Origin of the sequence: Neisseria zalophi (assembly GCF_008807015.1) — a bacterium.
GTDB classification, from domain to species: Bacteria; Pseudomonadota; Gammaproteobacteria; order Burkholderiales; family Neisseriaceae; genus Neisseria; species Neisseria zalophi.
Genome location: NZ_CP031700.1, coordinates 1,054,202 through 1,077,877 on the forward strand (window position 1 = coordinate 1,054,202; position 23,676 = coordinate 1,077,877).

Annotated in this window: 25 protein-coding genes, 1 tRNA gene and 1 riboswitch; of the genes, 13 read left to right on the forward strand and 13 right to left on the reverse strand. The window is 43.2% G+C overall.

What is annotated here, in order from left to right:
• Window positions 1–47: 47 nt before the first annotated feature.
• Window positions 48–1,985, reverse strand: coding sequence for a MacB family efflux pump subunit (locus D0T92_RS04790; RefSeq protein WP_151050725.1), 1,938 nt, complete (start codon window positions 1,983–1,985; stop codon window positions 48–50).
• 19 nt (window positions 1,986–2,004) lie between these two features.
• Complete coding sequence (locus D0T92_RS04795; RefSeq protein WP_151050727.1) at window positions 2,005–3,165, reverse strand: efflux RND transporter periplasmic adaptor subunit; 1,161 nt, start codon at window positions 3,163–3,165, stop codon at window positions 2,005–2,007.
• 500 nt (window positions 3,166–3,665) lie between these two features.
• On the opposite strand from D0T92_RS04795, the gene D0T92_RS04800 reads away from it, so the two are divergent.
• Window positions 3,666–4,073, forward strand: coding sequence for a type IV pilin protein (locus D0T92_RS04800; RefSeq protein WP_318527730.1), 408 nt, complete (start codon window positions 3,666–3,668; stop codon window positions 4,071–4,073).
• Between the two features lie 95 nt (window positions 4,074–4,168).
• Window positions 4,169–4,630, forward strand: coding sequence for a type IV pilin protein (locus D0T92_RS04805; RefSeq protein WP_151050729.1), 462 nt, complete (start codon window positions 4,169–4,171; stop codon window positions 4,628–4,630).
• 138 nt (window positions 4,631–4,768) lie between these two features.
• Here the strand turns inward: D0T92_RS04805 and grxB are convergent, their stop codons facing one another.
• The 3 genes from grxB to D0T92_RS04820 all read right to left on the reverse strand — a co-directional run bounded on the left by grxB (window position 4,769) and on the right by D0T92_RS04820 (window position 7,007).
• Window positions 4,769–5,416, reverse strand: a complete 648-nt coding sequence (gene grxB, locus D0T92_RS04810; RefSeq protein ID WP_151050731.1) for a glutaredoxin 2 — start codon at window positions 5,414–5,416, stop codon at window positions 4,769–4,771.
• A gap of 133 nt (window positions 5,417–5,549) precedes the next feature.
• Entirely contained in the window at window positions 5,550–6,158 is a 609-nt protein-coding gene (locus tag D0T92_RS04815; protein WP_151050734.1) for a Maf family protein, read from the reverse strand.
• Window positions 6,159–7,007 (reverse strand): SDR family NAD(P)-dependent oxidoreductase, encoded by an 849-nt coding sequence (locus tag D0T92_RS04820; protein WP_151050736.1) that lies wholly within the window; start codon window positions 7,005–7,007, stop codon window positions 6,159–6,161.
• 491 nt (window positions 7,008–7,498) lie between these two features.
• On the opposite strand from D0T92_RS04820, the gene D0T92_RS04825 reads away from it, so the two are divergent.
• The 3 genes from D0T92_RS04825 (at window position 7,499) to D0T92_RS04835 (ending at window position 10,650) form a co-directional block, all read left to right on the forward strand.
• Window positions 7,499–9,694 (forward strand): ATP-binding protein, encoded by a 2,196-nt coding sequence (locus tag D0T92_RS04825; protein WP_151050738.1) that lies wholly within the window; start codon window positions 7,499–7,501, stop codon window positions 9,692–9,694.
• Between the two features lie 94 nt (window positions 9,695–9,788).
• Window positions 9,789–10,172 (forward strand): response regulator, encoded by a 384-nt coding sequence (locus D0T92_RS04830; RefSeq protein ID WP_151050740.1) that lies wholly within the window; start codon window positions 9,789–9,791, stop codon window positions 10,170–10,172.
• Window positions 10,159–10,650: a chemotaxis protein CheX gene (locus tag D0T92_RS04835; RefSeq protein WP_151050742.1), complete on the forward strand. Its 492-nt coding sequence runs from the start codon at window positions 10,159–10,161 to the stop codon at window positions 10,648–10,650. Before D0T92_RS04830 ends, D0T92_RS04835 begins: the two co-directional genes overlap by 14 nt.
• A gap of 109 nt (window positions 10,651–10,759) precedes the next feature.
• On the opposite strand, the gene ubiM is transcribed toward D0T92_RS04835, so the two are convergent.
• From ubiM to rplU, 3 genes are all read right to left on the reverse strand, one after another.
• Window positions 10,760–11,944: a 5-demethoxyubiquinol-8 5-hydroxylase UbiM gene (gene ubiM / locus D0T92_RS04840; protein WP_151050744.1), complete on the reverse strand. Its 1,185-nt coding sequence runs from the start codon at window positions 11,942–11,944 to the stop codon at window positions 10,760–10,762.
• Between the two features lie 202 nt (window positions 11,945–12,146).
• The gene (gene rpmA, locus D0T92_RS04845) at window positions 12,147–12,419 is read right to left on the reverse strand and encodes a 50S ribosomal protein L27 (protein ID WP_151050746.1); all 273 of its coding nucleotides are present in this window, start codon (window positions 12,417–12,419) and stop codon (window positions 12,147–12,149) included.
• Between the two features lie 19 nt (window positions 12,420–12,438).
• On the reverse strand, window positions 12,439–12,747 hold the full coding sequence (rplU, locus tag D0T92_RS04850; protein WP_151050748.1) for a 50S ribosomal protein L21: 309 nt from the start codon (window positions 12,745–12,747) through the stop codon (window positions 12,439–12,441).
• Window positions 12,748–12,976: 229 nt separating this feature from the next.
• Between rplU and D0T92_RS04855 the strand changes: the two genes are divergently transcribed.
• Window positions 12,977–13,951: a polyprenyl synthetase family protein gene (locus D0T92_RS04855; RefSeq protein WP_151050750.1), complete on the forward strand. Its 975-nt coding sequence runs from the start codon at window positions 12,977–12,979 to the stop codon at window positions 13,949–13,951.
• A gap of 24 nt (window positions 13,952–13,975) precedes the next feature.
• Window positions 13,976–14,050 (forward strand) — tRNA-Arg (locus D0T92_RS04860).
• 60 nt (window positions 14,051–14,110) lie between these two features.
• Here D0T92_RS04860 and D0T92_RS04865 read toward each other — a convergent pair.
• From D0T92_RS04865 to D0T92_RS04875, 3 genes are all read right to left on the reverse strand, one after another.
• On the reverse strand, window positions 14,111–14,791 hold the full coding sequence (locus D0T92_RS04865) for a 7-cyano-7-deazaguanine/7-aminomethyl-7-deazaguanine transporter (RefSeq protein ID WP_151050752.1): 681 nt from the start codon (window positions 14,789–14,791) through the stop codon (window positions 14,111–14,113).
• 125 nt (window positions 14,792–14,916) lie between these two features.
• Window positions 14,917–15,393 (reverse strand): preQ(1) synthase, encoded by a 477-nt coding sequence (gene queF / locus D0T92_RS04870; RefSeq protein ID WP_151050754.1) that lies wholly within the window; start codon window positions 15,391–15,393, stop codon window positions 14,917–14,919.
• 3 nt (window positions 15,394–15,396) lie between these two features.
• Window positions 15,397–15,441, reverse strand: a riboswitch (PreQ1 riboswitch).
• Window positions 15,442–15,536: 95 nt separating this feature from the next.
• On the reverse strand, window positions 15,537–15,953 hold the full coding sequence (locus D0T92_RS04875; protein WP_151050756.1) for a YfhO family protein: 417 nt from the start codon (window positions 15,951–15,953) through the stop codon (window positions 15,537–15,539).
• Window positions 15,954–16,191: 238 nt separating this feature from the next.
• Here D0T92_RS04875 and D0T92_RS04880 point away from each other — a divergent pair, with 238 nt between their 5' ends.
• Entirely contained in the window at window positions 16,192–16,929 is a 738-nt protein-coding gene (locus D0T92_RS04880) for an SDR family NAD(P)-dependent oxidoreductase (protein WP_151050758.1), read from the forward strand.
• A gap of 26 nt (window positions 16,930–16,955) precedes the next feature.
• The gene (locus D0T92_RS04885; RefSeq protein WP_151050760.1) at window positions 16,956–17,570 is read left to right on the forward strand and encodes a Smr/MutS family protein; all 615 of its coding nucleotides are present in this window, start codon (window positions 16,956–16,958) and stop codon (window positions 17,568–17,570) included.
• Between the two features lie 85 nt (window positions 17,571–17,655).
• Here D0T92_RS04885 and D0T92_RS04890 read toward each other — a convergent pair whose 3' ends face one another.
• A complete protein-coding gene (locus D0T92_RS04890; protein WP_151050762.1) occupies window positions 17,656–19,452 on the reverse strand; it encodes a cation:proton antiporter in 1,797 nt (598 codons plus the stop codon).
• A 456-nt stretch (window positions 19,453–19,908) separates the two neighbouring features.
• On the opposite strand from D0T92_RS04890, the gene D0T92_RS04895 reads away from it, so the two are divergent.
• On the forward strand, window positions 19,909–20,151 hold the full coding sequence (locus D0T92_RS04895; RefSeq protein ID WP_151050764.1) for a hypothetical protein: 243 nt from the start codon (window positions 19,909–19,911) through the stop codon (window positions 20,149–20,151).
• Between the two features lie 80 nt (window positions 20,152–20,231).
• Here D0T92_RS04895 and tgt read toward each other — a convergent pair whose 3' ends face one another.
• Window positions 20,232–21,350, reverse strand: a complete 1,119-nt coding sequence (tgt, locus tag D0T92_RS04900) for a tRNA guanosine(34) transglycosylase Tgt (RefSeq protein WP_151050766.1) — start codon at window positions 21,348–21,350, stop codon at window positions 20,232–20,234.
• Between the two features lie 172 nt (window positions 21,351–21,522).
• Here tgt and ung point away from each other — a divergent pair, with 172 nt between their 5' ends.
• The 3 genes from ung (at window position 21,523) to D0T92_RS04915 (ending at window position 23,618) form a co-directional block, all read left to right on the forward strand.
• On the forward strand, window positions 21,523–22,182 hold the full coding sequence (ung, locus tag D0T92_RS04905) for a uracil-DNA glycosylase (RefSeq protein WP_151050768.1): 660 nt from the start codon (window positions 21,523–21,525) through the stop codon (window positions 22,180–22,182).
• Window positions 22,183–22,252: 70 nt separating this feature from the next.
• Window positions 22,253–23,212: a glutathione synthase gene (gene gshB / locus D0T92_RS04910; RefSeq protein WP_151050770.1), complete on the forward strand. Its 960-nt coding sequence runs from the start codon at window positions 22,253–22,255 to the stop codon at window positions 23,210–23,212.
• Window positions 23,213–23,216: 4 nt separating this feature from the next.
• Window positions 23,217–23,618: a diacylglycerol kinase gene (locus D0T92_RS04915; RefSeq protein ID WP_151050772.1), complete on the forward strand. Its 402-nt coding sequence runs from the start codon at window positions 23,217–23,219 to the stop codon at window positions 23,616–23,618.
• Window positions 23,619–23,676: the final 58 nt, after the last annotated feature.

Genomic DNA, 23,676 nt, shown 5'->3' on the forward strand with positions numbered 1-23,676 from the left:
AACGGTTCCGATGGTTTTCGGACAGCTTGTTTCGCCGTCCGAATGGTTTAATCGTGTGCCAACGCATCAATCGGGTTTAAACGTGAAGCGCGTCTGGCCGGCATAAAACCGAATATCACGCCGATAATGGTGGAGCAGGAAACGGCGGCAACAATCGACATGGTTGAAAATGCCATTGCAAAATCGGTTACAAAATGATTAAACAATACGCTGATGGCAAAAGAAAACAGTACGCCGGTCAGCCCGCCTATCAGGCAGATTAAAACGGCTTCGATCAGAAACTGCTGCAAGATATTTGATTGGCGGGCGCCGATGGCCATGCGTATACCGATTTCTTTGGTACGCTCGGTAACGGATACCAACATAATATTCATTACGCCGATGCCGCCGACTATCAGGGAAATCAGGGCGATACTGGAAATCAGTAAGGTCATGGTTTCGGTGGTGCTTTCTACGGTTTGCTTAATGCTATCGCTGTTTTGCATAAAGAAATCGCGGGTGCCGTGTCTGGCAGTTAGCAGTTCGGTCAGGCTGTTTTCTGCAGCTTGCGCATTGGCATTGTCTTTTAATTTAACGGTGATAGAACTTATGTATCGCTGGCCGGTTATCTGGTTAAGTACTGTTGTGTAGGGCGCCCACATCTGTAAGCTTTCGTTGTCGCCGAAAGGGCTGTCATCTTGTTCTGTTACTCCGATAATCCGCAGTGGGCGTTTACGGAAAAAAATGATTTTACCCAATGGATCGGTGCCGTCTGCAAACAGTTTATTTTCGGTATTGTAGTCAATCACCACCACTTGATTGTTTTGCTTCACGTCGTCGGCATCATAAAAACGGCCTTTGGCCAGTTTAATCCCACGGACATCGAAATATTGTTCGCCTGCACCATAAAGTTGGGCGGAAAGATTCATATTGCGGTAAGTCAGTGTGCCGCCGGAAGCGGTCATCGGTGTGGTGCTGTCAATATAACTTTGTCTACCGATGGCTGTGGCATCTTGAATGGTAAGGGTACGTATCCGCCTTGCTCTGCGGTCGCCAAAACCGCTCCCTGGGTAAATGCTGATGGTATTGGTGCCGATCGCATTGATTTCTTCGAGAATTTTTTCTTGCGAGCCTTTACCGAGTGCCACTATCGATACTACCGAGGCAATGCCGATAATGATGCCGAGCATGGTCAGCAGCGAGCGCATTTTGTGCGCCATAATGGCTTGTACCGACATCCGAAAAGATTCTAAAAATTGATCTTTAAAAAACAGCCATGAAGTTTTTTCTGCAATACTGTTTACATTACCGCTTGGAATATCAGTGTTTTTGCTGGTGTCGTTAATAATTTTGCCGTCGCTGATTTCGATAATACGGTTGGCACGGGCGGCAATTTTAGGGTCATGGGTAACCAAAATTACGGTATGACCTTGTTCGTGTAGGTTATGAATGATTTCCATCACGTTTTCGCCCGATTCGGTATCTAAAGCACCGGTCGGTTCGTCGGCAAGAATAATTTCACCACCGTTCATCAGGGCGCGGGCAATGCTTACACGTTGCTGTTGGCCGCCTGAAAGTTCGCTGGGTTTATTATTTTCTTTTCCCTTTAAACCCAAATCGCTCAAAATGTTGTCTGCGCGCCGGCTGCGTTCGGCAGGCCCTGTTCCTGCATAAACGGAAGGCAGGGCTACATTATCACGGGCACTCATCGCACCAAGTAGGTTGTACTTTTGGAAAATAAAGCCAAACCGTTTACGGCGTAAAGCGGCCAATTCGTCGGCAGACATTTGTGCAGTTTCGATGCCGTCTATGGTGTACGAACCCGAGCTGGCTGTATCCAAACACCCTAAAATATTCATCAGCGTGGATTTTCCCGAACCGGATTGGCCGATAATGGCAACAAAATCCCCTTTTTCGATAGAAAGGCTGACGTCTTTCAATACGTGAACACGGTTGTTGCCTTCACCGAAATAACGATTGATATTCTTACATTCGATTAAACTCATAACCCGCTCCGTTACCCTGCTAGAACCGGGGGCGGTTGTTATTAGGGGCAGAAGGATCCGACTCTGAAAGAATCACTTGTTCTCCTTCTTTCAGACCCTCTGTTATTTCGATATTGGTGCCGTCACTCAAACCGGTTTTGACAATACGTTCTTGGGGTTGGTTTTTATCGTCGAGAATACGCACAATTTTTTTACCTTCTCTGGTTTTAACGGCTAGATTCGGGATGCTTAATACGTTTTTAACGTCGTTGATAATAATGCTGTTTTCCGTGGTCATGCCAATGTGTAACATATTGTCTTCATTGGGGACCAACGAGCGGGCATAGTAATAAACGGCGGTATCGGTTGTGTCGGTTTTGGCTGAATAAGCACCTTGTGAAAGAATTGTCAGACCCGGATCAATCGAATCGATAACGGCTTCACGTGGTGTTTCTTCGGTATCACCCAATATAGAAAATATCAGTTTTTGGCCGGCCTGTACTTTATTGGCGTCGCCTTCGGCAATCTGCATTTTATTCAGCATTTTGCTTAGATCTGCAACTTGTACGATAGTGGGTGTGGTTTGATTGGCGTTAACTGTTTGCCCTTCTTCTACAGGTACAGATACCACCGTACCGTTGATGGGGGAAACAATACGTGTGTAGCCAACATCTGCTTCAGCGGTATTGATGGAAATGCGGGTTTGTTTAATTAGGGATTGTAGCTCTGCCACCGAAGCACGGGCAGCAGCACGAGCATCTTCGGCATCTTCCAATTCTGCTTTGGAAGTTGCCTGCTCAGCCCATAATGCTTGTTCGCGCCGATATTTCCGTTCGGCTGTATTGCGTCTGATTTCGGCCGAGCGCAATTGTGCTTGATAGGTTTCTAATCTGGCTCTGAATGTATTTAAAGAGTTTAATTGGGTGGTGGCATCAATTTCAGCGATCAAATCACCTTTAGTTATCTGTTGCCCTAATTTGACATGAAGTTTTTTGATCTGGCCGGAAGCCTGCGCACCGACATCGACCAATTGGGCAGCCGATATTTCACCAGTGGCGCTGACTGTTTTACGGATATCCATACGGCTAACCGTTTGTGTCAGATAATTAATTTTTTGTTCAGGCTTGAAGTATAACCAAGCCGCTACCCCTACAATTAATATAGCTGCCGATATGGCAATCCATTTTTTTGCTTTTGCCATTGTTTTCCACTTACTTTAAAAATTTTAATCGTTTATTTGATAATACTGAGAAAAAGGATACCTGAGATACCCGATGAAATCGAAAGGAGCAGTTTACTGTAAAAGTAATTGTGCTCCAAGTGGAATGAAGAGTATTGTTTTATTTAATATATTGTTATTTAACAGATTTTATAAAAATATTTTACTCATTAAACATTATTTCTTCACAAAACTTTCCACCGGCTTTGATTTTTATGAAATAAATTACAACAGTTTTATCAGAAAACTATTCCGTTTATCATATTTATGATGCCAAATATCTTTTTATATAATATGTAGCACATGAAACAATTATACTTCTAAGTTGAATAAGTATAGTTGGAAAAGTTGATAATCAGGCAGTAAATAAAAAATAATATGATTGTCTGAATAGCTGCTTTATTTTAAATCCGGCACTTTAAAAATATTGTCTGATAAAGACACATTCGGCTAACACGCTTACTTTCTTTTAACGAACGAATATGATGAAACAACAACAAAAAGGTTTTACATTGGTTGAGCTGATGATTGTGGTTTTAACATTGGCACTTTTGGCAACTATTGCCTATCCTTCCTATCAAACCTATATCCGCCGAACGCGCTTGGAAAACGTGCGTGCAAGTTTATTGTTAAATGCTCAGAAAATGGAGCGGTATTATAGCCAGCAACATCATTTTCCGAGCACGATTGCCGCTGCCGATTTGGAGCAGAATACCTATTTTGACATTAGCTATGAAGCAGTAAGTGGCGATAATTTCAGACTAATTGCCAAGCCGAATAAAAGTAATAATCCCAATGAAAATCGTTATATGCAGATTAATGGCGATGGGATTGTCAGCGTTTGCGAACAGTCAGCAGGTACAGATGAAAATTGTTATGTGTATAAATAAAGACACATAGCAAGATTTATTGATAACTTAATTTACAATTTCTTGAAAAATAAACATACTCTTTCTATTCATTATGGATAATAGAAGGAGAAAGTATGTTGAAACAATATAAAGGCTTTACGCTGCTTGAGTTAATGATAACTTTGGCAGTATTTGCTATCTTGGCGGTTGTTGCAATTGAGGGTTATCAAACTTATATCCGCCATGCACGCTTGTCACAAGTACACGCGGCTTTATTGCAAAATGCGAATTTTATGGAGCGCTTCTATCAGCAAAACCGAAGTTTTAAACAAACATCAACAACTTGGCCGATATTGCCTGAGCGCAGTACCGGCCATTTTTGTATCCTTCCGCAGGGCAATGCCAGAGGTGCGCACGATGATCAATTTACTTTGAAAGCGGTAGCATTCGATAAAAACAATGAGCCGAGAAGTTTAAAAATTGATGAATCTTTGATCGTCACGATTTGCGAGAAAACTTCGAGTAGTTGTAATGATAAAAGGGATTTTTTTAGAGGGGGTAGTAGGGTAGATAAAAAATGTACGGTTTTCCAATAAGGGAAAACAATATTTTTTGTTATGAATTTTTAATTTTAAAAAGTTTTTTGTGCTTTGGTATAAAGTATGTGATCAATGTTTTCAGACGGCCTCAAGTATTGAAATGTATTCATTAGGGCCGTCTGAAAAGCAATTGGATTAAATGGCTTTATCGGTAAATAAAGGAACATTGGTCATTTTGCTGATGCGGTCAATATAGGCTTGGGTCTTGGTAGGGAATGTCAGCCCGCGCACAATGGTCAGAATACATAATATTGGAAATATAAGAATATCTTCCATGCTGAATGTGCCATTTAATCCTTCTGGGGAAACGATCCATTTTTCCAGTTCGGCTAGATCAGCATTGATTTTTTGCATATATTCATCAGTGTTATCAAGGTTTTCTTGAAAACTACCGATATTTTTTTCTTTCTTGCGAACAAAATAATCAATAGCAGATTGTGTCGCAAATTCAGGCATATCAACCAGTACATCACGAGGATGAACAAGTCGGGTTACATATTTACTTACATTATCAAACCATGTTTGTATTTCAGGCCGGATATCTTCGTTCAGACGGCCTTTGCCTGCTTGTTCGTCTAGGTATCGGACAATATCTAGGCTTTCACCCATATAGCTTCCGTCATCTTTTTGCAAAATAGGAACTTGTTTGGCACCTATCATGCTGATAGGGGTGGCTTCGTCATCGTTTTGCAGAATAATATTTTCTATATTCATATGATGAAAGCCGGCAACCATGCGGGCGCGTATGCAAAACGGGCAATGATCGTAAATATAAAGTTTCATTGTCTAAGTCCTCCTTATAAAAATTATAAATTGCTGCAGTTTGATATACAGCTGGGCACATTAAAGATAGGTGGCTTTAGAGTCGCACTGTCACTGTTCTGCTGAGTCTCTATCTTTATATTTTATTTGGGGGTTATGTGGGCCGTCTGAAAGGGGGTATCTCTATATTTAGTGTCTTTAATAAAGAGATGGTTTCAAAAACCGGCAGCCCCATCACGCCGGTAAAACTGCCTTTTAAGTTTTCAACGAAGATACCGCCTGTACCTTGGATACCGTAGGCACCTGCCTTATCCATCGGCTCGCCGCTGGCAATATAGGCGGAAATTTCCGCATCATTTAATATTTTGAAATCCACATCACTTTGTTGCACAAGATGATAGGTACGACCTTGCCAATAAATACATACGGCGGTCAGCACCTGATGGGTCGTGCCTGAAAGTTGGCTTAGGATTTCAAAAGCATGATCGGCGGATTCGGGTTTGCCCAGAATATGGTTGCGGAGGGCGACAACCGTATCTGCGCTGAGCAAAGGATATTCGGGTTCGTTTGAATATTCCGTTTGCCAACGCCTAACCGCATCTGCATTTTTTTCGTAAGCCATGCGCAATACATAATCTGCTGCTGTTTCGTTTGGCAAAGGGCTTTCGTCAATACCGGCAGGCAGTTTTAAGACGGTATAGCCTAAGTTTTCTAAGATTTCCCGTCTTCTCGGGCTGCCGGATGCCAAATAAATCTTGTGCATTTATTTTTTACCCTGTCCCTTAACCGCTCCGCGCTGCATACGGTCAAGCAGCCAAATCGGCAGCAGGCGGCGTAAATACCAAAATAAAACCGTGGGGAAAGTAACCAAATAGCGTGGCTTGGGTTTGTCGGCTGTTAATGCTTTCACACAAATTGCCGCACAATCATGAGACGACATGGTAAAGGGTGCGGCAGCACCTTCCATCTTCAAACGGTTCAACTGGCGCTGGTAGCTGTCTGCATGAACACTAGCCGACATATCAATATATTGAAGAAATTTTTTCAACGCATTCGGGCGGAAACGGGTAGCAATCGGCCCGGGTTCGACCAAGCTGACAAAAATACCGCTGCCGTAGGTTTCATGCCTTAAAGTGTCGCACATGCCTTCTAAGGCAAATTTAGTACTGTTGTAAGCACCCCGCCAAGGCATGGCGGAAAATCCCAAAATACTGCTGTTGACTAAAATACGCCCGCTTTGCTGTTTACGGAATACTTTCATTGCCAAACGGATACATTCCCATGCACCGAATACATTGGTTGCAAATTGTTCGCGTAATGCTTCGTTTGGAATATCTTCTACCGCGCCGACTTGACCATAACCGGCATTGCAAAACAAAGCATCTAAAGATCCGCCGGTTTGTGCCAAGATGCTTTCAAAGGCCGTCTGAATATTACCGATATCGGTGACATCCAAGCGGAGCGCATCGGATAGTCCCTCACGTTGTAAACGGTCAACATCTTCCTGATTACGGCAGGATGCAAAGACACGCCAACCGGCCTGATGTAATTGTTTGGCGGTGTCATACCCGATTCCGCTCGAGCACCCTGTAATTAAAATGGTTTTTTTCATTGTTTAAGCATACCTGATAAATGGATGGAAGTACCATTAATTTCATCATCTTGAGATAGTTGGTCTATGAATTCAATATATTTTTAACCTTTTTCTATTATTGCATAATAGTCAGTAAAACACCCGTAAGCTCAACTTTAAGCTGTATAAGTCAATGGCTGATTATTATATTTATTATGTAGTTTGAATGGTCTGCTAAATATTTTCTTCCAGATTATTTTTTATTTGTTAAATAATTTTAATTTGTGTTAGTTTTGCAACATGCTATATAAATAGTTAAGTATTTATAAATAGAAAGAAAATATATAAACAGCATGTTTGAATAATATGTTGCTTAATACACATATTCAGTAAATTAATGTAATTGGGAAATTTATTTGGTATATTATTTCTTTATTGAAAGTTTTTTGGGAAAACATACCTAAAGAAGCATTTTTAAAGCTTCTGATAATTAAAAATATTTAACATACTTTATTAAAAAGGGGCTGTTTATGGGTAATGCCACATGTAATGTTGCTCAACCGTCATGTGAACAGAGTTTCTCGCTTAGAAAACGATACCGTAATGTAACAATTTCCATAGCTATATTCTTGGCTTTAGTTTCCGGGTTGATGTATTACAGTTACAGTATCTCGGTCAAAATTCAAAGAAATCAAGTCCAAATTGATGCAGCTGGCACGCTGAGCGATACTTTCTACGATATTTTGACAGCCACCCAAGCATTGCAAATTTCAAGTTTGGAGCAGAATGCGGCAAAAATGGCATCGGCAACTAACCCTGCTGAAATGCAGCTTGAAGATGCTCATTATGTCACTCGGCAAATAGAAAAACAAAAATGGTTGGAAGAACGCCATAAAACGGCGGAAAGTTTGCTTCACATCTTAGATAAAGGTGGTGCATATGATGTGGTGGAAGGTGTCGAACACATCATGCCTTTAGAAATTGAAGAAACCAGACGTTCCTTGGATGTTGTTGAGCGTATTTGGGGGCAGTACCAATCATTATTGAGCAAGGCAACTGCTTATCCGGCTGGTTCAGGCGCTAATGCCGACTTTGCGAAAGAAGTATCGGAGTTCGCAGCACAAAATCAAGAAGAAATTTATGATCAGATTGATGAGATTATTGTCGTTCTGAATGAAAATATTATCGAATATGCGACCTTACAAAGAAATATTCAGATAGCAGGTATCACTTTATCTCTATTGTATTTTTTATTTTTTATAGGGTTCTTCATGCGGCGGCTGACAAAATCCGACCGAGAAGCGGCTATGGTTCGCCGTGAGAATCTAGAAATTTTACAAACTGTAAACAGTGGTTTGTTTTTATTAGATAAAAATTTAAATATTGGTTCACAATATTCTCAGGAATTAGAGCATCTGTGGGGTAAAAAAAACTTTGGTGGACAAAATATGCTCAGTGTTTTGTCTGACATGGTGAGCAATCCCGATGATTTGGAAGTTGCCGGTAGTTTTGTGCGTCAGCTGTACAATCCGAGAACTAAGGAAAAATTAATCGGTAGTTTGAACCCATTAAACCGTACCCCTATGCTCGTGACCAATCAGAAAGGGGTAAAGGAAACCCGTTATTTAGACTTTAAATTTAATAGGGTATATCACGATAATGAGATTGCCCGTGTATTGGTTAGCGTAACAGATGAAACTAATTCGGTATTATTGGCCGATAAAATTACCAAAGAACGTAAGCAAAATGATTTACAGATGGAAATGTTGTCTTTCATTTTAAATGCGGATGCCAAATTGCTGACTGACTTTATTGATACAGCTAAAAAGCGTAATAACAGCATTAACGAGGTTTTAAAGCGACCGGTAAAAGTTCAAACAGATTTCTTTGATAAATTACGTATGATTTTTAGAGAAGTGCATGGTTTGAAAGGGGATGCCAGTTCTTTAAGTTTACATGGGTTTGTGACTATTGCGGAAAGACTAGAAGAGAATCTTAAAGATTTACAGCAAAGAAACACTTTAAACGGAGAGGATTTCCTCATGTTGACTGTGTCGCTGGAAGAATTGTTCAACCTCACTCAAACCATTGAAGATTTACATAACCGGATTAATAAAGCTACCGAAAATGGGGGACGTTCGTCACTTGCCGCACGTCATATTAAAAAGTCCGATCCAATGAAAACACAGCTCAATAAGTATGTACAGGAACTGGCTGAACGAAATGGTAAAAAAGTAGATTTTAATTGTGAAGGTATGGACAACCCACGTATCAGTATGATGGTAAGAAGTCAATTTAAGGAGTTGGCGGTACAGTTGTTAAGAAATGCTGTTGTGCACGGTATTGAAGTGCCTCAGGTTCGCAAACAAAAGCATAAATTGGAGTCGGGTCATATACGTTTGGTTTTAGAAGAAACAGAAAATACTTTCCGTCTTGATATACAAGATGACGGTAGCGGCATTGATACCGAGCTAATCCGTGCGGCCTTGGTGAAACAAGATATGTATTCTGAGGAAGAGGCTGCCAAGTTGGATAAACAGGCATTGATTCAAAAAATCTTTATGCCCGGATTTTCTACTATGGCTGATAAAAATGAAGATGCGGGGCGAGGTGTCGGTATGGATCTGGTAAACGATAGAATCAAAAAGTTGAAGGGTAAAATATCTATTTCTACTCGGGTAGGTGCTTATACATGTATTACCTTAAGCATACCGAATAAATTTTAATATTCTATTGGGGCGATAAAAGCCATATATGATATTTTTTACTATATCGGATATGGCTTTAAGAATTAATCACAACACATTATAAAAAGGGAAAATGATGATTACTATTATGGTAGTGGATGATTCTAATGTTATCCGAAACCGTATTACACGCAGCTCTGAAAGCAAGGGGTTTGAGGTGGTGGCTACGGCAGCCAACGGGGTGGATGCCGTACAGTTGTATGAAATATTGAAGCCGGATTTAGTCACGATGGATCTGACGATGCCGAAAATGGACGGTTTGGCTTGTATCCGTAATATTATCAACTTAGATGAAAATGCCAATATTCTGGTGATTTCCGCATTGGCAGATAAGGCCACAGGTATTAAGGCGTTGGAATATGGTGCACGCGGGTTTATTTATAAACCTTTTACCGATGAGGATTTATTTGAAGCGTTTCGTGAAATGGCGGCAGAGGTTGTAAATGAAAGAAGATAAAATACAAGTTTTTTTAGAAGGCGTACGCAAATATTTTACCCAAGTGGCAGGGGAAGAAGTATTTATCGGAACCCCTTATTTGGTGGAAAACAAGATGCCTGCCGCACAGCATTATTCAGGTGTGATTGCAGTATCTGGATGTACCAGAGGTATTGTATATTTTACTTGCCCTCAACAAATGGCAAGACGTTTACTGGTGTTAATGGGTGAAACAGACACTTCGGAAGAAAATATTATGGATTTGATTGGTGAGGTTGCCAACACAATTGCCGGTAATGCACGAAGTCAATTTGGTGAAAAATTCGAAATTTCTGTACCTGTTGTGATAAGGGGAGCTCCAGATGAAATTATGTTGCCTCGGGAGGGACGGTCTTTTGTGATTCCTTTGGAATGGGAAAAACTACAGGCAGCAATTATTGTTGCTTTATATAAGGCAACGGGTTGTGTGCAGGCAGTAAGCAAACCTGTTGCACAATAAATCAAGTAGAGGTATGTTTTTTTATTTTGTTATAGTGACTCGGTATCTGATCAACATATATAAAGGCTGTCTGAATCATTCAGACGGCCTTTATTCTTTGCTTATTTGTTTAACCGGTAAGCTGACGGGTAATCAGTTTTTTCAACGGCGGCAGGTTATTGCTGACACGTAATACCAAGCCACGGAGCAGTTTTGCCGGTGGCGCTTCGTTGGTAAAGAGCTTCAGCAGCATATTGGTGCCGTAATAAAGTGATCGGGCATGTAGCGCATGTTTACTGTCATATTGGGAAAGTAAATCTCGTGAGGCAATATCTTTGCCTTGTTTGACTGCTTCGGAAACTAAGCCTGCCAGAATATCTGCGCTAGCAAGTCCTAAATTGAAACCATGTGCTGTTACAGGGTGCATGCCGACAGCAGCATCACCAATTAAGGCACTACGTACGCCGTAAAAACGCTCGGCTAGCACACCGACTAAGGGATAGGCATGACGGGTGCTGACCAGCTCCATATCACCTAAACGATTACCCAATTGCTGTTGCACTGTAGCAGCCAATTCTTGATCAGACAGATTCTGTATGGAGGAAACCCGGTCGCTATCAACAGTGATAACGGTATTGGTGAGATTTTCTTCTAAAGGTAGCAGGGCGATGGTGCGTCCATAGTGGAAGCATTCATAGGCAGTATGCTGGTTGGAAAGTGTGTGTTTCATCCGGCATAAAAACATGGTTCGGCCGTAGTCGTGCATATCGGAGGCAATGCCGAGTTGCCGACGGGTTTGTGAAAAACGGCTGTCGGCTGCGACGAGTAGTTTGGCGGTTAGCGTACGGCCGCTTTCTAGTGTTACCTGTGCTTCTTCGGTATCGGTTTTCACATGTTTAACGCCTTCGCCGCAGATAAATGTAATATTTTCGGCTTCCGCTACGGCTTCATAGCTGGCTTTGCGTATATTGTGGTTTGAAATCAAATAGCCTAAGCAGTCGGCAGGCTCTCCACGTGCATAAGCAGGTTGCGGAAAGTGTAATTGGTAATCGGATCGTCCGTTTAGCACTTTGGCATCACGTAAAGGATAGATTTCATGTTCGGGAATGCGTTGCCAAATGCCCAACCGTTGCATAATTTCTTTGGAAAGGTGAGTGAGGGCGATTTCACGACCATCATAAGGCGGGTTTTGCAGGACTTCCAACGGGCTTTTTTCAATAAGGGTGATATTCAAACCGCTGTCGGCAAGTGCTCCGGCAAGACTTAATCCTGAAGGGCCGGCACCAATAATGATAATGTCGCTGTCAGGTGTCATGACAACTCCTTTAATGACAAATTAGAGAAAATAAAACAGCCATAAGGATAACCGAAATATCGTTATAGTGTGTGGGTTTTTAACATGCTTTTAATATCGGTCAATGAAGGTTTCAGACGGCCTAATATTAAAAAAAACCGCATATCAAAGCAGTTGCTTTTAATATGCGGTTTTTGTATGTCGATAAACTGTTGCAAACAGATTATTCGTCAGCGCCTGTAAAAGGGCGGATGCTTACTGTTTTACGGTTTAAAGCACCTTTGGTTTTGAATTCTACATAACCGTCTACTTTTGCAAACAGGGTATGATCTTTACCCATGCCTACATTATCGCCGGCGTGGAATTTGGTACCACGTTGACGAACGATAATAGAACCTGCCGGAATCAATTCGTTACCGAATGCTTTTACACCCAAGCGTTTGGCTTCTGAATCGCGGCCGTTTTTAGAGCTACCACCAGCTTTTTTGGTTGCCATTTGAATTACTCCTAATTAATTAAGCGATTGCCACGATTTCAATTTGGGTGAAATTTTGGCGGTGACCTTGACGTTTTTGGTAGTGTTTACGGCGGCGCATTTTGAAAATGCGTACTTTTTCGCCGCGCCCGTGGGCGACCACTTTGGCTGTTACTTTTGCGCCCTCAACAAGAGGGGTGCCTACTTTTACAGATTCACCGTCAGCAATCATCAAAACTTCGTTTAGTTCGATTTGGCTGTCGAGTTCGGCTGGTATCTGTTCTACTTTCAATTTTTGGCCAACGGTAACTTTATATTGTTTACCGCCGGTTTTTATGACCGCGTACATACTCAACTCCATTAAATTTTTAGGGTTATTTCCGCGCACCATGCGCGAAACGATGAATTTTAATTTTATTGTTTTGTTTTGTCAAAGTTTTTATGTGTAATAACATCATGCTGTTTGAAATACGCTTTAGAGCAGTGCAGTTGTCGGCTATTAACTGCTATAATCGCCTGTCGTTGTTCAAATTCATTCTTTTTCCGTTTTTTTGTTTTTTATACGAAAACCAAACGTCATGCTCGAAAATCTGCCTTATTTCCAACGCCATCTTAATGACGACCTTGCACGGGTCAATGTAGTGATTAATCGTGCGGTACAGTCTGAAGTGGCTTTGATTTCGCAAATCGGTACTTACATCATCAGCGCGGGCGGTAAGCGGTTGCGCCCGATTATCACGATTTTAGCCGGCAAGGCTTTGGATTATGATGATGATAAGCTTTATTCGCTTGCCGCGATGGTGGAGTTTATCCATACTTCCACGCTTTTGCATGATGATGTGGTCGATGAGAGCGAATTGCGCCGAGGCCGTAAAACTGCCAATAATTTATTCGGTAATGCGGCGGCCGTATTAGTTGGCGACTTTCTATATACCCGAGCGTTCCAATTAATGGTGGGTTCGGGCAGCATGAAGATTTTGGAAGTGATGGCCGATGCGACCAATATTATTGCCGAAGGTGAGGTGATGCAGCTGATGAATATCGGCAATACCGATATCACCGAGGCAGAATATGTGCGTGTGATTCAATATAAAACGGCCAAATTATTTGAAGCTGCCGCTCAAGTGGGGGCAATTTTGGCCGGTGCTTCGCCCGAGCAGGAACAGGCATTGAAAGATTACGGCATGTATGTCGGCACGGCTTTCCAAATTATTGATGATGTGTTGGATTATTCCGGCCATGCCGATGAAATCGGTAAAAATGTGGGCGATGACTTGGCAGAGGGTAAACCTACTTTACCGCTGATTTATCTGATGAGGCAGGGCAGCCAAGAAGTGGCGGATGATGTACGTACGGCATTACAAAATGCGGATAGAAGCTATTTTGATAAAATTTATCAATATGTGATGAACTCGGATGCGCTGTCTTATTCGGTTTCGGAAGCGGCAAAAGCCGTAGAAAAAGCGGTGGCGTGTTTGGATAAACTGCCGGATAACGAGGTAACGCAGGCGATGCGTTCTTTGGCTGAAGAGTCGTTGGCACGTGTGTCTTAAGGTTTCAATATCAGATATAGATTTCCCGCTGTAGTTCAACGGATAGAACGTATGCCTCCTAAGCGTAAAATACAGGTTCGATTCCTGTCGGCGGGGCCAATATAAGAAAGGCCGTCTGAAATATTTCAGACGGCTTTGTTTATATTGGTGTGAGGGGAATTACGATTCGTAAACCGCGGTTTGTTGATTGGGTGTGCCCTGATTTAAAGCGGTTAGTTTTTTGGTTAGGATATTCAATAGAATGCCGTAGGCAGGCAGGAAGAAAAGGGTACAGATAATCAGTTTGAACAGATAGTCTACCAAAGCGATTTCAGGCCAGTTTGCCGCCATAAAGGCATCACTGCTGGCATAAAAAGCAATACCGAAAAAGATTAGCGTATCTAGAGCATTGCCTAGGATAGTGGAAGCGGTAGGGGCAATCCACCAAGATTTAAGCTTGCGTAATCGGTTAAATACAAGAATATCCAGCAGTTGGCCGAACACATATGCGGCAAAGCTGGCCAAAGCGATGCGACCGGTGAAAGTGTTAAATGACGAGAGTGAAGCCCAGCCAGTCCAGTGGCCTTCGTGAAATAAAACCGATAATACATAAGACAACAACAGTGCGGGAAACATCACGCGGAAAATAATACGGCGGGCAGGGGTTTGGCCAAAAATACGCACGGTTAAATCGGTGGCCAGAAAAATAAACGGAAAGGTAAAAGCACCCCAAGTGGTATGAAAGCCGAAAATTTCAAAGGGGAACTGAACCAGATAGTTGCTGGATGCAATAATCAGAATATGGAAAAAAGACAGTCGGATTAAGGCTTTTTTCAATTGTGCATCGGTAAAGTGGAACACGAGTTATCTTTCATTCAATAATTGTCGGATATATATTTCAGACGGCCTGAGTACCGGATATAGTCAATATTGCCTATATTTTATAGGTGGCCTGATTACACTGCTTTGTTTGGTTTTGATATGCCTTAGGAACGCATCTCGTGCGCAAATAGGCGGGTTTTGGCGAGTTGTTCGTATTCCGAATCCGGTTTGCCATAGTTGGCGAAAGGATGGATGGCAATACCGCCGCGTGGGGTGAATTCACCGAAAACCTCGATATATTTAGGCTGCATCAGTTTAATGAGGTCTTTCATAATAATATTGACACAGTCTTCATGGAAATCGCCATGATTGCGGAAACTGAATAGATACAGTTTCAGCGATTTGCTTTCTACCATTTTAATATGGGGGATATAGCGGATATAAATGGTTGCAAAATCCGGTTGTCCGGTAATGGGGCATAGACTGGTGAATTCGGGGCAGGTGAAGGTAACGAAATAATCGTTATCGGGGTGTTTGTTGTCGAATGCTTCTAAAATTTCGGGAGCATATTCGGTTTGATAGACAACGTTTTGATTGCCGAGCAAGGTGATATCTTGCAGCTCTTGGGTGCTTCTGGTCATTGATTTTCCTTAGTTTTTTTATGTGGGAGGTTTTCGAACCACAGTGTTAGCGCGCTATTGTAATACAAACCCGACAGCTTTGCATGAAGAGGTTTGGTTTGAATAAAGCCGTCTAAATATTTCAGACGGCCTATTAAGTAAGATTAAGCGGTAATTTGTTGTTTTTTATATTTATTGTGTAGTTTCCATTTGACGGCATAACCTAAAATCACCGGAATGATGGCGATAATCCATTTGAAAGTCCATGTTGCATACCAAGGTTTGGCAATTACGATCGTGTTGGAAACATTGCCATTGGAAACCAAAATATCGCGAACAGCCACCCAATCGAGATAAGGCCACCAACAGGCAACGAGCAGTCCGAAGAAAAACGGCCAAATAGCACGGCTGAGATGGCGTTGCCATAAAATAAAACAAACGGCTGCGCAAATAAGTGTTAAGGCGCTAATCAGTAATTTGGTTTGGGTCGGTGCGCCGAAATAATCGGTTATCAGATAGGTTAGAACCACCCAGAGCGCAGCAAGTATGGCGACAATTAATTCTTCGGGGCGTTTAAACATTCGGAAATTCCTTTTAAAACATAACTGATGATGTTGATGTATCGTCTCGGGGCCGTCTGAAAGTAGGCGGCAAATAGGTTTTTAATATACCGCAAAATAAAGAAACTGGATACGGGCTAAGTTATTTGGTCGGCAAACAGGTGGTTTAATAAATGTGAAAAACGGTATTAATTTGAGATAGCCGCGCGTGTTTGCGATAAAATCAATACATATTTTTAAGCACAAAAAAGAGAGGTATATGATGAATAAAAAAGTCATTATCAGCGGATACAGCAGCGGTTTAGGCTTTGCTTTGGCCGAGTATTATTTGAAACAAGGTTATGCAGTTTTGGGCTTGGCCAGAAGGCAGGCAGAGCCTCAGCCGTCTGAAAATCTGAAGCAATACCGTATTGATTTGAGTGATGGCGATGCGGTAGCCAAATTGCTTTCAGACGGCCTTTTAAAAGATTTTGTGGCAGATGCCAAAGAAATCATCTTGATTAATAATGCCGGCACAACCATGCCAAATGCGGTGGCCGGCAAACAGAATCCGGCGGAAATCGCAACGGCGGTATCGCTGAATATTGCCACGCCGTTTTTATTGTCGAACCATTTGATTTCTATTAAGCCGTCTGAAACCTTATTGAAAATTATCCATATCAGCAGTGGTGCCGGTCGTGAAAACTATGCAGGTTGGAGCGTATATGGTGGTACAAAAGCTGCTTTAGATCATCACGCCCGTTGTATCGTGGCTGAGCAGCATCCGGGTGTGGCGATTGCCAGTATCGCACCGGGTGTGGTGGATACACCAATGCAGGATTTACTCCGTGCTGCCAAAGCTGAGGACTTCCCGATGTTGCAAAACCTTAGAGCTTTGGAAGAGAAAGGCCTGTTGAGCAGCCCGAGTGAAACCGCTGCCCGTATTGCTAAAATTATTGATGATAAAGATTTTGGCAAGATAACCATTGATGATGTCCGCCGCTTTGATAATGCTTAAAGGCCTGAACCGGATAAGGTAGTAAGATGAGCGATAATTTTCAAAACACTCTTAAAGCTTTAGGTAAGCAGGCCAAGCAAGAAAGGTTGGCAGCCGAGGAAGCAGCAGCACGTAAAAAACAAACTGCCGAACCGGATTTCGCCAAAGAAATGGCCGGTGTGGTGCCTTTAAAACAGGATAACCGTTATATACCACCACGTGATAATACGCCGCTTAAACCGCGCCGGCAGCAGGAAGAAGCGTTAGGCGAGGGAAATTATTTTTATGTCGGCGATTCTATTTTGGATGAGCCGCCTTCTTCGTTTAGCAAAAACGGACAGGGTAAAAACGATATCCGCCGTTTGCAAAGCGGGCATTGGCCGGTGGTTGCCGATGTGGATTTACATGGTTATACGCAGGAGCAGGCGCAGCAGGTCCTGAATGAGTTTATTGTATTTACCCGCAAGCGCGGGGTGTGCGGTGAAATCATACACGGCAGCGGCTTAGGTTCGTCCGGCTATAAACCGGTGTTGAAAACATTGGTACGCCGTTGGTTAATGGAGCATCCTGATGTCTTGGCTTATGCCGAACCGCGTGCCGGTAATGACGGTGCGGTACGGATTTTGTTGAAGCGGAATAAGTATAGCGGTGAAGATGAATAGCTTATAGCGCATAATTAGAAAAAGCCGTCTGAATAATGCTTCAGACGGCTTTTTTATAAGATTGCTAAAATTACGATAGGGGTGGTTAAGCTTTCGCCATTTCAGTCTCTTCGTTGTCGGTTACTAAAGCAACCAGTTTATACCCAGTTTGGCTTTTTGAATTAAAGTCTGTGGTAATCACGCGCATTACACCGTTTTTATCAATAACCAGCAAAGGAATCGCATTTTTATTGTCTTGTTGATATTGGGTGTAATTATAGGTGGCAGTAATGTTGGTTGTTTTTGTACGCGCATTTTTAGACACCATACTGGCCAGTTTGCTGTATGTCATGTCTTTACCAAACAGATAGTTGGAGGAAAAGCTCTGTTGGCTGCGGTGGCGCTCCGGCCGAGATTTTTCATCAGGAAGCTGTAAACGGTAAACATTACGTTCGCCAAATTCGTGGCGGTAGTGCATTTCGCATAAAGTATTTAATTCACGGTCGGTACTCATGGCAAACATATGGCCGATGCCGATTAAGTCCATATGCAGTTCGGCGTGTTCCGATACCGGATTGCCATAATAAGTGCGCAAACCGATCATGCGTGCTTTGGATATATTGGTATAGCTGGCATCGGCAACCAATACTTCAAAACCTTGTTCTTTAATGGCTTTGGCAACCGTCAATGCAGCTTGGTTGGCACCGACAATCAATACGCCGTTATTACCCGGTTCGCGGACTTGTAAAATGGTACCAACCAATTTCGCACCCAAGCCCTGAATCAATACCGTGCCGATAATAATCAGAAATACCAACGGTACTAAAAGCTCGACACCTTGTAGGTTTTGATCTTCCAAGCGGATGGCAAACAAAGAAGAAATGGCAGCAGCAACAATACCGCGCGGGCCAATCCAGCTGATCATCAGTTTTTCATTGGTGGTGAGGGATGTGCCTTTGGCAGAGACCCAAACAGCCAACGGCCGCGCCACAAACATCACGATCAACAGCAATACAATGCCGCTGAAGCCGACGGTTGCCAATGCGGCCAAATCCATGCGGGCAGCCAGAATAATAAACAGCATGGAAATAAGCAAAACCGTGAGCGATTCGTTGAATTCCAAAATATGGTCGCGTGGGAAACCTTTCCAGTTGGCCAATGCAACGCCGAGCACGGTAACCGTCAGTAAGCCCGACTCATGTTCCAAATGGTTTGAGAATGAGAATAGAAATAAAACATAAGCGAGGGTAAAGACATTGCGCAGATATTCCGGAATCCAATACCGTTTAATCAGAAACGCTAAAACTGCTGCACCAACCATACCGATCACAAAGGCCAACAGCACAATTTCACCAAATAATAATAAAGAACTGTTATGGCCGCCTGAAATAATATATTCATACACCAACACCACTGCAATGGCACCGATGGGATCGATAATAATCCCTTCCCATTTCAAGATGTTGCTGATGTTTTTTTTCGGACGCACACTGCGTAATAAAGGCGTAATCACCGTCGGTCCGGTGACACAAACCAGCGAACCGAATAAAAGTGCGACTTGCGGATCAATATCAAACAGCAGGTAGGCTGTCAGTGAGATAACGATAATGGTAATGAAGGCACCGATGGTAACCAGATTTTGTACCATACGGCCGTGTTGCTTGACTTCATGAAATTCAAGTGTGAGCGACCCTTCAAACAGAATCACGGCCACGCCGAGTGAAATAAAGGGGAAGAGTAATTCACCCAGTACCGCATCAGGTTGGAAATAGCCTAAAACAGGGCCGATGATAATGCCGATTAAGAGTAAGAATAAAATCGACGGCTGTTTCAGATACCAAGCCAACCATTGTGCACCGATACCTAAAGCCAATACACCGGATAGTAAAAGTGCCGTGTCCATAAACGCACTACTCCGAAAAAAAGATGACATTGTGCCATATCTGCCCGATATTTAAACCATTTTTTATAAAAAAACGTGTGATTGGGCAGAGATAACAGATTGAAAATGTTTTTTTACAACTTGCCAGTATTTTGAATAAAAATACGGAAACGGCAGGCTGCAAAAGAAACAAACGGATATTTTCTCAGATAATCGGTATTGAATTTGTCAATTTTATAAAATGATTTCGGCATTTTATAATTTAAAAATAATTTTTGTTAAAATAAATTTTATTTTTAATATAAATATTAGCATACCCTTGCGTTTCTTGAGAAACTTATCAGGTGGCAGATACTCTTATTACACAATGTGGCTATGTCTGCATCTATCGGTTTGAGGCCGAAACGGCTGCGGTTCTTAATACGGCAGCCATTGAGAAAATGTAAGAAATCCAATTGAGAGAAAGGATACTATTTTATGAAGAAATTATTAATCACTGCCGCTTTTTCAGGTTTGATGTTGAGTGCTTGTTCCAGCAATACGGAAACAACGCCCGAAGTGGCTCCTATGACTGTTGATCAAGCGCTTCAAGAATGTCAGGCCAGCGTGGGTGATAACCAAGACCGTGCTGTTTTTGATGCCTGCATGAGAGACAAAGGTTTTGACCGTGCAGCACCTGCAGCAGATGCGGCAACCGATGCTTCTGCTCCCGCCATGTAATGATTGACGGCATGTAGCATACAGATAGAAAACGGCAGCCTTAAGTGGCTGCCGTTTTCTATTATGTCGGTGCTTATGGTTTAAGCATCTGCTTTTCGGGCACGGTTTTCATGAAATTCTGCCTGCCAATCGCTGAATCTGCCTTGTTCGATGGCTTCGCGCATTTCGGCCATAATGGTTTGGTAAAAATGCAGATTGTGAATAGTGTTGAGTTGTGCACCGAGAATTTCACCGGCTTTGTGCAGATGGTGGAGATAAGCGCGGCTGAAATTTTGACAAGTATAGCAGGTACAGCTTTCATCTAGCGGACGGTTGTCGAGTTTGTGTTTGGCATTTTTGATTTTAATATCGCCGAAACGGGTAAACAGCCAGCCGTTGCGGGCGTTGCGGGTCGGCATCACGCAGTCGAACATATCAATGCCGTGTGCCACACCGTATACCAAATCTTCAGGCGTACCGACGCCCATTAAATAATGCGGCTTATGGGCGGGCAGCATGGGGCCGACGGCGCGCATCATACGGTACATTTCCGGCTTTGGTTCGCCAACCGACAAGCCGCCGATGGCCAAGCCGGGGAAATCGAATTCTTCCAAGCCTTTTAAAGACTCTTCGCGCAAGTCTTCAAACATGGCACCTTGTACAATGCCGAATAAGGCATTAGGGTTTTTTAAATCTTCAAAGGCTTTTTTCGAACGATCCGCCCAGCGCAGGCTCATTTGTAGGGATTTTTGTGCCTGTTTGTGGTCGGCTTCGCCCGGCGTGCATTCGTCTAACTGCATGGCAATGTCGGAATTGAGCACGGTTTGGATTTTCATGGAAATTTCAGGCGAAAGAAACAGCTTGTCGCCATTTATCGGGCTTCTGAAAGTACAGCCTTCTTCCGTGAGTTTGCGCATTTCTGCCAAAGAAAAAACTTGGAAGCCGCCCGAATCGGTGAGAATCGGTTTGTTCCAACCGATAAAATCGTGCAGGCCGCCGAATTGTTCGATGACTTCAAGCCCGGGGCGTAGCCACAAATGGTAGGTATTGCCCAAAATAATCTGTGCTTGAATGTCGTGCAGGTTTTGCGGTGTCATGGCTTTCACCGAGCCATAAGTGCCGACCGGCATAAAAACCGGGGTTTCGATGGTGCCGTGATTCAATTCCAGCGTGCCGCGGCGTGCGTGTCCGTCGGTTTTGTGTAGGGTAAATTTGAGCATAGTGGTGGTGCGGGATAAAAGAAACGTATGATTATAACAAATAAAGCAAGCGGTTTTTACTGTTTGACCGTATCCGCCTATGCGATATTAGGGAAGCCGTCTGAAACTTTTCAGACGGCCTTTTTTATCTCTTATATAATGCGGATCATGAAAACCCAACGGAGTGCGGTTTATGCATACTTGGCATGAGGCCATCGGCTCGGAAAAAGAGCAGCCTTATTTTCAACATATTTTAAAAAGCGTGCGCGCGGAGCGTGAAACCGGACAGATTATTTATCCGCCGGCCGCCGATGTGTTTAATGCTTTTAAGGCCACCGAATTTGATCAGGTGAAAGTGGTGATTTTAGGGCAGGATCCTTATCACGGCGCAGGGCAGGCGCATGGTTTGGCTTTTTCGGTTCGCCCCGATATTGTGATTCCGCGTTCGCTGGTGAATATCTATAAAGAATTGGCCGACGATATTGCCGGTTTCCAAATCCCTCATCATGGTTATCTGCAATCTTGGGCGGATCAGGGGGTATTGCTGTTGAATACCGTGCTGACTGTTCGTGCCGGACAGGCGCATTCTCATGCGGCTTTGGGTTGGGAGCAGTTTACCGACCGTGTGATTGCCCAATTGAATAACCACCGCGAACATATTGTATTTCTGTTATGGGGCAGTCATGCCCAGAAAAAAGGTGCGTTTATCGATCGCAACCGTCATTTGGTGCTTGCTGCACCGCATCCTTCACCCTTATCCGCCCATCGCGGATTTTTTGGGTGTAAGCATTTTTCACGCACGAATCAGTATCTGCAAGAACACGGCATTATGCCAATCAATTGGCAGGTTTAAAGGCCGTCTGAAACTTTCAGACGGCCTGAAGACGGCGTATGATAATGACGTTTGATAATAAGGAAAACTTATGAATATTTTGTTTATTGCCGACCCGATGGCAACTTTTAAAACCTATAAAGATACCACTTATGTGATGATGCGCGAAATGGCCAAACGGGGCTGGCGTTTGTCGCATACCTTGAGCAGCAGCTTATCGGTGAAAGACGGCGATGTGGTGGCACAAGCATCGGCTTTTGTATTCAACGGGGTGAAAAGTGATGACGATAAACAATGGTTTCAAACCGAATCGGCGGTTCAGACGGCCTTAAAAGACTACGATGCCGTGATTATGCGTACTGATCCGCCTTTCGATATGCAATATCTGTATGCTACCCAATTGCTGACTTTAGCCGAAGCGCAAGGTGCGAAAGTGTTTAACAGCGGTCAGGCCATGCGCGATTTTAATGAAAAACTGGCGATTTTAAACTTCAGCCGGTTTACTGCACCTACTTTGGTTTCTACCCATTCGGCAGATGTGCGTGCTTTTTTAAAAACGCATGGCGATATTATTGTGAAGCCGCTCGACGGTATGGGCGGCATGGGTATTTTCCGCCTAACCGAATCTGATCCGAATATCGGCAGTATATTGGAAACCCTGATGAAGTTGGATACGCGCACGATTATGGCGCAAAAATATATTCCCGAAATCGTTCACGGTGATAAACGGATTTTGGTGATTGGCGGCGAAGTGGTGCCGTTTGCATTAGCCCGCATTCCGCAAAAAGGCGAAACAAGGGGAAATCTGGCGGCCGGCGGACGGGGTGTGGCGCAGGAATTGTCTGCCCGCGACCGCGAAATTGCCGAATCGCTTGCACCGGAATTAAAACGACGCGGTATTTTATTGGCGGGTTTGGATGTGATTGGCGATTATCTGACTGAGGTGAATGTGACCAGCCCGACCGGTTTCCAAGAAATCATGAAACAGAAAGATTATGATGTTGCGGCGGTGTTTGCCGATACCGTAGCTGAATGGTCTGAGGCCGTCTGAAAAGATGCCGTCTGAAAAGATAAAGGATAAACCGCAAAGCTATGCCGCAACGATGAAAGGCGGGCAGGGTGTCCACCGAATCATCAAAGCCTTGGGTTATTCTGCCGACGGTATCCGTTCAGCTTGTGCAGAGCAGGGGTTCCGTCAGCTTTTATGGATACATGCGGTATTGCTTATCGGCATAGTGGTATTAGATTTCACTTTGCCGGTGCGTATGATTTTATTGTTGGCATCACTGCTTTCCATTGTGGTGGAATTGATTAATACCGGATTGGAAGCGGCGGTTGACCATACTTCGGAAGAAATGCATGTATTGGCCAAAAAAGCCAAAGATGTCGGCTCGGCAGCACAATACCTTACTTTAGCCGGGGTGATTGTATTGTGGATTATGGCTTTAGTGGGATAAGCAACCATACTTGAATGATTGGTATCAGATAAAAACCGGCAGTGCAATCACACTGCCG